Below are 12564 nucleotides of genomic sequence, written 5' to 3' on the forward strand. Positions count from 1 at the left end.
GAAGTGGCGTCCGTGCGTGCAACGATGGGCCGACCATAGCGCAGAGGGGAGAACCGACTGGTGCGCACACAGGCATTGGAAGCGGCAATGCAGGCCCTGGCCGCGATCGATCTTTGCGACGCCGTGTACGTCGCCTGCCCGGTGAGTTCGGGTATTCGCGAGCTGGAGCTGATGCGGCAGCTGTCGCGATTCGACCGGAATGATCTCCGCCGGGACTACGCGGACGAATGGCGGCTCAAGGTGCTGGAACCGAACAAGGCCGACGCCCGCGCCGCGGCCGCGGACACCCGCCGCCGGTTCGCCGGCCGCAGCGTGATCGACCCGTCCACGTTCCAGCTCGACGGCCTGGACCAGCACGACTACGACGAGCTGTGCGAGCGCATCATCAGGCGGCATGTCGGCACCCTCGTCCTGGCCGATGGCTGGCGCTACAGCCGGGGCGCGCGCGTGGAGGCCGTGCTCGCACTGACCCTCGGACTGCCGATCGAGGACAGCGCCGGGCGGAAGCTGACCGAGCAGTGGGTTCTGGGCGCCTTGGACAGCGTGCACGACACGTTGCACGGCTTCCCGCCCGGCCTGCTCGGTGAGCTGTTCCCGGAGTTGTCACTGGGGACAGACCACAGCGTGCATGGCCTGCAGTTCCAGTAGCAGCGAGCCCTCCACCCGCGGGTCGGCCCACAGCGCGGCCAGCGAGTCCCGGGCCACCCGCGCGGCCGCCCCGGACAGCAGCTCGCCCCGCCAGACCGCGTAGTCGTACAGGATGTACAGGTCCAGGTACCGGCGCTGGGCCGGGATCTGTTCCTGGTAACCGTTCGCGGACATCAGCGCGATCGACCGCTCGCGGGTGCGGCCCCAGCCGCGGTCTCTGTCGGTGTCCACGTAAGGCGGATCGGTCCGGCGGTCGATGTCCCCGTAGTAGTACATCAGGTAGCCCCGGTTCCACGCCCGCCATTGGGCCGAGGCCCGCATCTCCCGGACGAACCTGGTCAGCGCCTCGTCATCACCGAGATGGCACAGGCCCCACAACAAGGATTGCTGCAGGAACATGTCGGTCTCGCGTGCTGCCAGCCGTTGCAAGGTCGCATGCCCGTCGTGAACCGCGCGGGACAACAGGTACGCGATGAGGTTCCCGGTCGTGCGGACCCGGGAGAGGTCCGCGTTCGACGACCACAGCCGCAGATAGGCCTGTTCGAGTGCCTCGGCGAGACCGGGCACCGGGGCCAGCCGCAGCTCGTCCACCACGAAATGCCGGATCTCCGGCGAGGGATCCAGCGACAGGCACTCGATCAGCTCGGAGGTGGTCGCGGCCCGGTTGAGCCGGCGCACGTACTGGCGGCTGACCAGGTACTCGAAGAACGAGTAGTGCACGAACCGGCCCCACACCCGCCCCGCACCCCGCCACTGGTCGCAGACCTGGCTCAACGCCCGCGCCAGGCAGCGCTCGGACGCGCCGGTCCGCTCGGCGACCAGGGCGACGACCGAGTCGAAGCCGAACCGGTCCTCGTGCAGCATGCCCCGCGAGTAGATCTGCCAGGCCGCCTCGATCCAGATCTCGTTCGAGGACACCGGCATCCGGCAGCCCGCGCGGACCAGCGACGCGTCGCTGGCGGTGGCGAGCGCGTCGATGTACTCGCCGTACAGCGACGAAACGTCAGTGACGGCAGGCAGTTTGTCCTTGCCCAGGAACGTGAGCATCCGCGCGTACAGCGGCCGCGTGACCATCCGCGCGAGGCCGGGCGACCGCTCGATCATCGCCAGCAGGGCCGGCCCGTCCAGCAGCCCGGCCGTGATCAGCCGGGTGACGAACTCGGTGAACTGGCCGTCGAACGTCCACGGGTCGATGGCGACGATCCGGTGGAACGCGCCGCTTTCCATGGAGTGCGCCAGGTTGTCCTCGAACTCCCGGCGGCGGCAGGTCACCACGATCACGAAGTTCTCGCTGAGCTGGTGCAGCAGATCGGACAGGTCCGCCGCCGACCCGAACTCCCCCAGCGTCTCGTCCAGACCGTCGATCACCAGCACCGAGCGCGGGTGTTCGCCGTACAGGGCGGCGGCGAGCGGGGCGTTGACGGCGACCCCGTCCAGCACCCGCCGCAGCTCGGTCATCCGCACGGCGATCGCGGGCGTGTGCTCGCGCAGCCGCCGAAGCAACGCATAGCTGGCAACGCTTTTGCCGCTGCCCGGTTCGCCCAGGATCAGCACCGACGACCCGGCCTCGACCTCGGCGACGATGTCCTCGACCGACGCGCTCTCCGCGCCACGAGTCAGGTTCGAGAACGTCGCGGGCACATAGAGTCCGCGCGTGTGCAGCTCGGCGATGCTCAGGTCCAATGGGTACGCCGTGCGGCGCGCACCCAGCCGTCGCGCCGACTCGTCCGACGCTGTCCACTGTGGACCTGATGGTTGTGGACGGTGGTCACTGCCGCCGTCGGCGACCCGGATCCACGCGGTGGTGTCGGTTTCCTTGACGTGCACCCGAACCGGCCGGTACGAGGTGGCGTCCACGGTCATGCTGTGCAGGACAACCTCCTCGTAGAACCACTTCGACGCGATGAGCGCCAGCGCGTTCGCCGACTCGGTCAGAACCGCCTTGAGCACAGGGGAATCGATCAACCGGTAGGCGAGGTTCACGGCGTGGCCGACCACTCCGTGCGCGTCGTAGTAGATCTCCCCGGCGTGCACGGCCATCCGCAGCCGGATCTGCTCGCCGGGGCCGTGCGTGGCGTTGTGCTCGTCGAGCAGCTCGGTGAGCTCGCCGGGCAGGTGTTCCACGAACAGGCTTTTGGCAACTTCCGGTGGGACAAGGACAAGAACGCCGTCGCCGCGGTCCTCGTGGTGGCAGTCCGCCCAGCCGATGCCGTACTTGGCGAACGCCGACCGCAGGATCCGGTACAGCGCCTCGCGCACGGTCAGCCGGTGCGGGTTGGTGCGGCTGTGGTCGGAGAACCGTTCCACGTCCACGACCAGCACGGTCCGGTGCACGGCCGGCGGTATGTCGGGATCCATGCGGCAGCCCCTCGTGTGTCCTCTCCCTGCAGGGAAAGTACCCACGAGGGTCCGGGTTATCAGCGCCCGTTGGGGGGATCGATACCTTGGGTTGGATGCCCGGGTGGCCGGATCGCCGCCAGTTGTCCGGCCACCCGGGCGGCTTGGGTGGGTTACCCCGCCTTTGCGTTGGAGTTACCCGCCAGCACGGTGTTGCCCGTGCTGGCATTCTTGATCGCGGTCTCGATCTGGGCCATCGAGGAGCTCGACGTCAGGCCCGGCACCGTGGCCGTGTTCAGCGCGTAGAGCGTGAACCGGTAAAGGTGGTTCGAGCCGCCGGGGCAGGGACCGAAGAACTTCTGCGAGTTCGCCCCGCTGCCCATCGCCTTCTGTTTGGCACCAGTGATTCCAGGCACATTGAACCCCGCGCCGAGGTTCTCCGGCAAGGAGGTCACCGGCACGTCCCAGATGGCCCAGTGCAGGTTTCCGTTCGCGGTGTCGGTGAACACGATGCCGTACGACTTCGCGTTCGTGTTGCCGGCACCCCACGAGAGCGGTGGGGACGGGTCCTGACCGGCGGACCCGTCACCCGCGCAGGTGTACTTCGCCGGGATGTTGCCGTTGTTGGCGAACGCGGTGCTGGACAGCTTGAACTCGCCAGGCTGTTCGCCCCCGGAGTACACGATGTCCACCAGGAGGATCCGGTCGTTGTTCGGGGTACCGTCCTTGTCGGTCGTGGTGGTCAGCCAGATGTCGCCATCGTGGTCGACTTCCACTGTGCGCAGACGGTTGTAGGTGCTCTGGAAGTAGGTCTGCTGCTCGACCAGGTTGGAGTTCTGGTCGATCCGCATCCGGTACACCCGCTGGCCCACGGTCGTCGCGACGAACACGTAGTCGTTGATGATCGTCAGGCCACTGGGCGAGGCGGAGCTGGTGGACCAGGTCTTCTTCGGCGCGATGAAGCCCGAGCAGCTGCCCTGCGTGCCCTCGCAGTTCGGCCAGCCGTAGTTGCCGCCGCGCTGGATCAGGTTCACCTCGTCCTGGCTGCTGTCGCCGAACTCGGCCTCCCACAGCCGTCCCTGCGAGTCGAAGTCCAGGCCCTGCGGGTTGCGGTGGCCCTTGCTCCAGACCGCGTTGCCGAACGGGTTGTCCGACGGGATGCTGCCGTCCGGGTTGATCCGCAGGATCTTGCCGTTCAGCGAGTTGTTGTTCTGCGGGTTGCCGTCCGGGTTCTCCGCGTCACCGACCGAGGCGTACAGCTTGCCGTCCGGCCCGAAGCGCAGCCGCCCGCCGTTGTGGAACCGGCTCTTGGCGATGCCCTGGATCAGGATCTGGTACGTATTCTGGACCAGCGCCCCGTTCTCGTACTTGATCCGGATGACCCGGTTGCCCTCGGAAGCCGTGTGGTAGACGTACAACCAGTGGTCGGTGGCGAAGTTCGGGCCGACCTCGAGGCCGAGCAGGCCGCCCTCGCCGCCGGTGCCGACCGCCTGGCTGATCTTGCCCGCCAGGGTCTTCTGGCCGGACTTGGTCAGCCGGGTGATGTTGAAGTTGTTGCGCTCACTGTACAACGCGGAGCCGTCCGGCAGGAACACCACGCCCCAAGCCACATCCACGCCACTGGCCAATGTGGACACAGTGCCCGGGTTCGGCACGCCCGCCGGGCCGCCCGCGGCCGGGGTGACCGCGATCTCGTTGGTGAAGCCGGAGAGGTTGCCGGCCTTGTCCCGGGCACGGACCTTGAACTTGTACTCCTTGCCCGTGGTCAGACCGGCCACAGTGGTCGTTGTCGCGCTACCGTCGGCACTTCCGGACTGGGCACCGTCGGTGAAGATGTCGTACCCGGTCACCTTCACGTTGTCGGTCGACGCGCCCCACTTGAGGTCCACAGTGGTCGCCGTCTTGCCCGTGGAGCTCAGCGTGCCCGGCGTGGTCGGGGCCTCGTTGTCCGGCGGTGCCGGATCGGTGTGCACGTTGATGACGTTGCTCGGCTCGGAGACGTTGTTGGCCGCGTCCTTGGCGAGCACGTACCAGTCGTAGTCGGTGTCGGAGTCCAGGCCGTCGATGGTGGTGGTCAGGACGTTGCCCGCCACGCTGCCCTTGTGCTGGCCATGCGTGTAGATGTCGTACCCGGTGACGCCCACGTTGTCGCTCGCCGCGTCCCAGGCCAGGCTGACGCCGCTCGCGGTGTGACCGGTGGAGCGCAGGTTCTGCGGCGGCGTCGGCCGCTCGTTGTCGGTGCTGTTGACGGTCAGCTTGTCGGCGTTCGGGCCGCCGTTGGCCGTCGTGGCCGTGGCGCGGAACTTGTTGGCTCCGGCGGCAAGCGTCACGCGGGTGGTCGTGGTGGCCCAGGTGTCCCAGCTGCCGGTGCCGTTGTAGGCGACGTTGCTCGCCACGACGGTTCCGTTGAGCGAGAGGTTCATCGGGCGGTTGACCGTGGTTCCGTTGGCGTAGCGCAGAACCAGGTCGGCCGTGCCCGGGCCGTTGATCGTCCACTCGACGAAGCTGCCGGTCACGTTGTCGTAGTTGACGAAGCCGCGGCCGGAGAAGCCGGTGTGGTTGGACTCCACCACACCCTGGCCGATCGTGGCGTCCTCGGCCTCGAGGTCGTTGCCGGTCGGCGGCGCGGAGACGGCCTCGACGGTCAGGTAGTCCAGGTTCGGGCCGCCGTTGGCGGTGGTGGCGGTCGCCTTGACCTTGTTGTCCCCCGCGGTGAGCGCGGCGGTGATGGTGGCGTCCTGCCAGGTGTCCCAGGTGGTGGTGCTGCCGAAGTTGTGAGCCGCGGCCACGACCGTGCCGTTCACCGAGATGTCCATCGGGCGGTCGACCGTGGTGCCGTTGGAGTATCGGAGCACCAGGCTCGCGTTGCCTGCCTGGGCGGCGGTCACGGTGAACTCGACACTGCTGCCAACAACGTTGTCACCGTTGACGAAACCGGTTCCGGAGAAGCCCGTGTGGTTGGACTCCACGACACCCTGACTGATCGTCGCGCCTTCGGCCTCGTACTTCACGGGGGCGGCGTTGGCGACGGAACTCGAGACAGGGATGAGCGCCAGCACGGTGATACCTGCGGCGGCGTAGGACATGAGTCCACGCCAGCGGGATCGGGGTGCCACTAAAAGCCTCCTCGCAGGGATGAGTGGGGCGGAGGTTGAGTGCGGCGCTTACGGGGTCTCAACTCGGGTTCGAATTAGATAAGAAACTTTCCTATCTATGGGGCAGATCACACACCCACAGACGGGTTCGTGTCAATCCCCGTCCCGATCCGTTACTCTGTGTGCAGCCCAGGGGTTATCAATCCGTACGTACGGATTGCAGTCCTGCTAGAATTCCCGGATGCCACGCGTCAGCCAGGACCACCTCGACGCCCGCCGCCGCCAGATCCTGGACGGCGCGCGGACCTGTTTCGCCCGGTTCGGCTACGAGGGCGCCACCGTCCGCCGGCTCGAGGAGGCCACCGGTCTCTCGCGGGGCGCGATCTTCCACCACTTCCGGGACAAGGAGTCGCTGTTCCTGGCGCTGGCCGAGGACGAGGCGCGCCGGATGGCCGACGTGGTGGCCGAGCAGGGTCTCGTCCAGGTGATGCGCGACCTGCTGTCGGCACCGGAGGGCGAGGAGAGCCCGGCGGACTGGCTGGGCACGCGCCTGGAGGTCTCGCGGCGGCTGCGCACCGACCCGGAGTTCCGCGGCCGCTGGGCCGAACGCTCGGAGGCCCTCACCGAGGCCACCCGCCGGCGTCTGCTCCGCCAGCGCGAAGCGGGCAACCTCCGCGACGACATCGACGTGAACGTGCTCACGGCCTACCTGGAGCTGGTCCTGGAAGGCCTGGTCTCCCACCTGGCCATGGGCCTGCCCGCCGAACACCTGGAACCAGTGCTCACCCTGGTCGAGCAAAGCGTCCGGCGGCATCGCCCCTAAGCCGTCTTGATCTCCACCGGGACGCCGTTGAACACGGCCGTGCCCGATAGAACGTCCACAATGGACTCGTCGGTCACGGCGTTCACGTTGACACCAGCGGACTTCTGCGCCACCGCCATCTTCGTGTCCGGCGCGGAGTGGCCCCAGCCGTGCGGCAGGCTCACCACGCCGGGCATGATCTTGTCGGTGAAGTCGACCGGGACCTCGATCGTGCCGGTCCGCGAGATCAGCTGAACCTTCTGGCCCGCGGTCAGTTCCAGGCGTTCGGCGTCGGCGGGGTTGATGTGCAGCGTGCACTTGTTGGTGCCGCTGACCAACGCCGGGATGTTGTGCATCCAGCTGTTGTTCGAGCGCAGGTGCCGGCGGCCGATCAGCACGAACCCCGGCTTGCGCTGGGCCAGTGACGCTTCCAGGCGTGGGACGTCCGCGGCGAACTCGGGCGGGCACAGCTGGACCTTGCCATCCGCGGTGCACAACGCCTCGGCCAGCCGCGGTTGCAGCGCGCCGAGGTCGATGCCGTGCGGGTTGTCCTTGAGGACCTCGAGGGTGAGGCCGCCGGGGTTCGCGCCGAACCCGTCGCCGTACCGGCCGAGCCGGACCATCAGGTCGGTCCAGCGCTCCAGCGGGGTGTCCCCGTCGAGCAGCGGCCGGATCTCGGCGGCCTCGCGGCCTTCCACCGGGGATCCAGGCGCGGCAACGGCTTTGGCCAGGATGCCGCCGATCATCGTCTCCTCGACGCCCCGGATGTCCCCGTCGGCGGGCTGACCGGCGGCGATCAGAATGAGCCGCATCAGGATCTCGGCCTCGCTCGGCCGCCCAGCGGGCAACGGCAGGACGGCCGGTGAGTAGTTCGCGAAGTTGCGCACACCCAGGCTGTGGAAGGCCCAGTCGAAGTGAGGCGCCTGCAGCACGCGCGGCGGCGGCAGGATCACGGTGGCGTGCCGGGTGGTCTCGTTGAGGTACGGGTCGACGCTGACCATGAAGTCCAGGCCCGCCAACGCCTCGCCGATCCGCGGGCCGTTCGGCGCGGACAGCACGGGGTTGCCCGCGACGGTGAACAGGCCGTGGATCTGGCCCTCCCCCGGTTCGGTGATCTCGTCGGCGAGGGTGGCCACCGGCAGTTCGCCGAGCACCTCGGGCAGCTCGCGCACGCGGCTCTGCCAGCGGCCGGTGCGGAAGGGGCGCTTACGGACATAAGCCGCACGCGTGACGGCGGCCGGGAACATCGCGCCGCCGGGGCGGTCCAGGTTGCCGGTCAACGCGTTCAGCGCGTCCACCAGCCAGCTGGCGATCGTGCCGAACTCGGCGACTGTGGTGCCGATCCGGCCGTACACCGCCGCGGTGGGCGCGGCCGCGAGGTCGCGAGCGATCTGGCGGATGGTCGTTGCGTCGATCCCGCAGGCGTCCGCCACCGTCTCCGGTGCGAACTTCCCAGCCAGCTCCCGGAGTTCGTCGACCCCAGTGACCAGCGGGTGCACCTCGCCCACGAGGTTCTCGGCGAAAACGGTGTGGATCAACGCGAACAGCAGCAGCGAGTCGGTGCCCGGCCGGATGAACAGGTGCTGGTCGGCCATGTCCGCGGTCCGCGTGCGGCGCGGGTCCACCACGACGACCCGCCCACCCCTGGAGCGGATCTTCTTGAGCCGGCCGGGGAAATCGGGTGCCGTGCACAGGCTTCCGTTGGACTCCAACGGGTTCGCGCCCAGTATCAGCAGGTAGTCGGTGCGGTCCAGGTCCGGCACGGGAATCGCCAACGGGTCGCCGAACATGTACCCACACGACACGTGCTTGGGCATCTGGTCACTGGTGCTCGCGCTGAAGATGTTGCGCGTCCCCAACGTCTTCGCGAGCACCCCGTTGTAGACCGGCCCGGACATCGTGTGCACACCCGGGTTGCCCAGATACAACGCCATCGCGCCCGGCCCATACGTCTCCCGGACGTGCTTCAGCCCGCGCTCCACCTCCGCGAACGCCTCTGCCCACGAAACCTCGACGAACACCCCATCCCGCTTCACCAACGGCGCCCGCAGCCGGTCCGGGTCCTCATCGAGATCCCCCAGCTTCGCCCCCTTCGGGCAGATGAACCCCAGACTGAACACATCCTCACGGTCGCCACGCACATCCGTGACGTGGTCGCCATCCAACGTGATGCGCAGCCCGCAGGTCGCCTCACACAACGGGCAGGTCCGGAACGCGGTCTTCACCGACTCAGCGGGCATTCCCGCAACATACCCGCCCCATGTGACAAAAGTCGATTATGTCTCAGGTAGCTGATTCGGTTCAGTACTCCACAAGCGACCCACACGGGAACTTCGGCACGCGGGGTACACATCAACGAGGCCGTGCCGGTTCGCGGCTCCCCGTCGGACACTGCCAGGTCGCCGTGTCCGGGTCGATCCCGTGAGCGCGAGCAGCCTCGTCGATGATCTGCCGGAACCAGGAGGCCAGCCCGGCGCGAATGCCGTCGTAGTACGCCGCGAAGCCCTGGTCGGACTCGAACATTCGCCCCAAACACACCTGCATCTGGCGGGTGAGCGGGAAGAGGTTCGAGAAGACCTCGCGGTGGCGTTCGACGAGCGCGTTCGCCTCCGGACTGCCCGCAACCATGCCCTGGTCCAGCGCATCGCCCAGGTCACGTTGGAGCGTGGACATCGCCTCGGAGACAGACCGCCACTGTTCGCGCGTGCGGGAGGCGGAGCGTTCGGCGAACTGTGCCCACTGCGGGAAGTCTCCCCACAAGACGCGAGCCTGCCCAGATCCGCGCGGGTCCCAGTTCGGGCCGAACGTTGCCGACTGTTCTTCGTCGCTCAGCAGGATTCCGTGTTCGTGTGCCTCGGTCATCCGTTCCAGGCGTTCGTCGAGCTGTTGCAGGTCGTGGATCCGCTCGGCGAGCTGGGCGCGTTGCTCACGCAGGGTAGCGCCGATCTCGGTGGTCGCGTCGTCGAGAACCGCGCGGATCGCGTCCAGTCCGAGGCCGGTCTCTCGATAAGCGACGATCCGGTGCAGTCGCTGCAGGTCCGCGTCGGTGTAGCGGCGGTACCCGGCTGTGGTGCGGACTGACGGCGACGCCAAGCCGATCTTGTCCCAGTGATGCAACGTGCGGACGGTCACCCCCAGAAGCTCGGCGGTCGAGCCCACTGTGCGACCGTCGTCGAGCTCGGGATCAACCATGAACGTCATTGTCGCCCCCAACCGTTGATGCCGGGGCGACGATCTCGACCGGCTGATCGATCTCACCTAGGACGCGCGCGAAGTCGCTCATGCACCGCATCGTCCAACCTCACGCAACGTGAGGGTCAACCCCAGCGGCGTCCACCGCGAACACGACAAGGTCGAAGTTCACGCGACTGTCATCTCAGTCACCGAAATCGTCACTGATCGATCGACGCTCTGCCGAGCCGGGAACACGGTCGCCACGTCAAGCCAGCCGGAAGGGTCTGCTAGGGCTTTCGGCCGAGCATGCCCAGGAGGCGGGCGGGGGCGCCGGCATCAGCCGAGACCAGCACGGGTGGGGCGAAGATGCCGGTGCCCTGCCAGCGCCAGACCTCCGGCTCGAACACCTGCAGCAGGGCCTCCGCGAGGTCGTCGTGCAGGGGTGAGGCCTCGCCGATGCCCTGGGCCAGGTCCCAGCCGTGCACGGCCAGGTCCAGGGTGGTCTGCCAGCCGTACTCGGTCGCCGGGACCTGGCCGTAGCTCAGCTCGACGCGGGCCTGCAGCGCGCCCGGCCGCAGCCAGGCCTCGCGGGCGTTGGTGGCCGCCTCGGTCCACGCGCCCAGCGGGTCGAGGCCCAGCACGTCGTCGTGATCGAACTGGTCGCCGATCTCGTCCATGCTCAGCCCCGCCAGCAGCGGCGGGACCCACAGCAGTTCCCGCACGAGGTGGGTGAGCAGGTCGTACACGGTCCAGTCGGTGCACGGCGTCGGCTCGAACCAGTCGCCCGGTCCGATCGCCTTGACCAGCCAGTCACACCCGCTCAGGGCGCTGGCCTGTGCCTCCAGCAGCTCCATCTGATCAGTTCACCACCGCTGGAGGCCAGATGCACGCTAGAGCGACCAGGGTGGCGGGAAGGTGTTCCCGTCCATCGTCGCCTGCATACCGACGGTAGTCGTGACCGTCAGCGACGCCGGGTCACTGACCGACGCGTTCCGCAGTTCGAACGGCTCCTGAGCGGGGACGATGATGGCGTCGCCCGGGCCAGCCTCGACCGTCTCGGCGCCGACCGTGGCGGTCATCCGGCCGCTGGTGACGATGAAGATCACTTCATGTGAGTGGTGGTGTGCGGGGCTGCTGGCGCCCGGCGCGGCCCGCAGCGCCCAGCTCGCGATCTCCTTGCTGCCACGCGAGGGCACGGCCAACGGGTGAAACGTGTAGTCGCCGACAGTGAACTCGGGTGCGTCGGCGCGCGTTGCCAAAGTCACAGCTTCTCCTAGATGGTCAACTTGGTTGACCACATCGTAGAGCCAGGTTGACGAGATAGGCAACTAGGTTGACCATAGTTCGGTGAGCGAACCCGTGCCGCTGCTGTTTGCGATGACCTACCGGGCCATGACCGACCAGATGCACGACCGGCTGCAGGAGCTGGGCCGGGAGCCGCTGCGGCCCGCGCACGGGTACGTGTTCCGCTACCTGATCGAGACGCCCGAGGCGGTGACCATCGTCGAGCTGGCGTCCCGGCTGGATGTGACCAAGCAGGCGGCCTCGAAGACCGTGGCCGAGCTGGTCGGCTGGGGGTACATCGAGCGCTGCCCGCATCCCACCGACCGCCGGGCGCAGGTCCTGGCGTTGACCGCGCGGGGCCGGGACTACGTCCGGCTCGCCGACCAGATCTGGACCGAGGTGGAGCAGTACTGGGCCGGGATCGTGGGGCAGGACCGGATCGAGGCCATCCGGCAGGACCTCTCCGCCTACCTCGACTCCCGGTACGGCGACGAACGCGTCAAGATGCGGCCCGTCTGGTGAGAAAGAGTCTCTTCAGCTAAGATACCTCTCGATATAAGATAATCGTTGACTGAGGGGGTTCTGATGTCCGGTGACCTGGCGATGCGGTTGTCCGACGACGAACGGTGGGAGGCGACGCGGGTCCTCGACGCCGCGGTGGCCGACGGGCGGATCACCTGGGAGGAGCACGCCGAGCGCAGCAACCGCGTGTGGGCCGCGCGCACCCGGGGCGAACTGGAACCGCAGCTCAACGACCTCGGCGTCACCGCCGCCGCCCCACCCGCCCTCGAGGTCGAGGCCTCGTTCAGCAAGATCATCCGCACCGCCGAAGGCGTCCGCGAGGTGCACATCCGCTCGTTCTTCGGCGCCGTGATCCTCGATCTGACCGGAATGCAGGCCGGCGAACAGGTCCACGTCGTGGCCGAGGCGTTCTGCGGGAAGGTGCAGATCAACGTGCCGCATGACGCCGTGGTGATCGATGACGGGACGGTGGCTTTGGGCAAGCGCAAGGTGTTCGGCTCGACCGAGCACCGGGGTGGGCCCCTCGTGCGCATCAGCGGCAACATCACCATGGGGAACATCAAGGTGTTCCGGGGCTCGTCCTGGTACTGAGTTCGCTCCGGTGAGCGGTTAGACATCCCAGGGCCGTGGCTTGTCAAGCGGCGGTTTGGTGATCTTGGGTGCGGTGGGCCCAGGCGGTGTGTTCGTCATAGCAGGTGTGGT

Annotated in this window: 10 protein-coding genes; 4 read left to right on the plus strand and 6 right to left on the minus strand. The window is 67.9% G+C overall.

Translation table 11 applies throughout. The features are described from left to right. The first annotated feature begins 60 nt into the window (after window positions 1-60). The gene (locus tag AB0J95_RS47760) at window positions 61-648 is read left to right on the plus strand and encodes a DUF4406 domain-containing protein (RefSeq protein WP_364773050.1); all 588 of its coding nucleotides are present in this window, start codon (window positions 61-63) and stop codon (window positions 646-648) included. Here AB0J95_RS47760 and AB0J95_RS47765 read toward each other — a convergent pair. Then, complete coding sequence (locus AB0J95_RS47765; RefSeq protein WP_364773052.1) at window positions 604-3006, minus strand: hypothetical protein; 2403 nt, start codon at window positions 3004-3006, stop codon at window positions 604-606. The genes AB0J95_RS47760 and AB0J95_RS47765 overlap by 45 nt on opposite strands. Before the next feature lie 152 nt (window positions 3007-3158). Next, the gene (locus AB0J95_RS47770; protein WP_364773053.1) at window positions 3159-6071 is read right to left on the minus strand and encodes a PQQ-dependent sugar dehydrogenase; all 2913 of its coding nucleotides are present in this window, start codon (window positions 6069-6071) and stop codon (window positions 3159-3161) included. Window positions 6072-6321: 250 nt separating this feature from the next. Between AB0J95_RS47770 and AB0J95_RS47775 the strand changes: the two genes are divergently transcribed. Beyond that, window positions 6322-6903: a helix-turn-helix domain-containing protein gene (locus AB0J95_RS47775; protein ID WP_364773055.1), complete on the plus strand. Its 582-nt coding sequence runs from the start codon at window positions 6322-6324 to the stop codon at window positions 6901-6903. Here AB0J95_RS47775 and AB0J95_RS47780 read toward each other — a convergent pair. From AB0J95_RS47780 to AB0J95_RS47795, 4 genes are all read right to left on the minus strand, one after another. Next, on the minus strand, window positions 6900-9122 hold the full coding sequence (locus AB0J95_RS47780) for a molybdopterin oxidoreductase family protein (protein ID WP_364773057.1): 2223 nt from the start codon (window positions 9120-9122) through the stop codon (window positions 6900-6902). The two genes, AB0J95_RS47775 and AB0J95_RS47780, sit on opposite strands and share 4 nt — an antisense overlap. A 112-nt stretch (window positions 9123-9234) precedes the next feature. After that, window positions 9235-10074 carry a MerR family transcriptional regulator gene (locus AB0J95_RS47785; RefSeq protein ID WP_364773058.1) on the minus strand — a complete coding sequence of 280 codons (840 nt, stop codon included), beginning with the start codon at window positions 10072-10074 and terminating at the stop codon, window positions 9235-9237. A 269-nt stretch (window positions 10075-10343) separates the two neighbouring features. Further along, complete coding sequence (locus AB0J95_RS47790) at window positions 10344-10910, minus strand: TIGR03086 family metal-binding protein (protein WP_364773059.1); 567 nt, start codon at window positions 10908-10910, stop codon at window positions 10344-10346. A 36-nt stretch (window positions 10911-10946) separates the two neighbouring features. Next, window positions 10947-11321, minus strand: a complete 375-nt coding sequence (locus tag AB0J95_RS47795) for a cupin domain-containing protein (protein WP_364773060.1) — start codon at window positions 11319-11321, stop codon at window positions 10947-10949. Between the two features lie 82 nt (window positions 11322-11403). Here AB0J95_RS47795 and AB0J95_RS47800 point away from each other — a divergent pair, with 82 nt between their 5' ends. Both AB0J95_RS47800 and AB0J95_RS47805 read left to right on the plus strand, forming a co-directional pair. Further along, entirely contained in the window at window positions 11404-11862 is a 459-nt protein-coding gene (locus AB0J95_RS47800; RefSeq protein WP_364773062.1) for a MarR family winged helix-turn-helix transcriptional regulator, read from the plus strand. A 45-nt stretch (window positions 11863-11907) separates the two neighbouring features. Then, window positions 11908-12453, plus strand: coding sequence for a DUF1707 domain-containing protein (locus tag AB0J95_RS47805; RefSeq protein ID WP_364773064.1), 546 nt, complete (start codon window positions 11908-11910; stop codon window positions 12451-12453). Window positions 12454-12564: the final 111 nt, after the last annotated feature.

The organism is Actinocrispum sp. NPDC049592, assembly GCF_040675465.1.
Classification (GTDB): domain Bacteria; phylum Actinomycetota; class Actinomycetes; order Mycobacteriales; family Pseudonocardiaceae; genus Kibdelosporangium.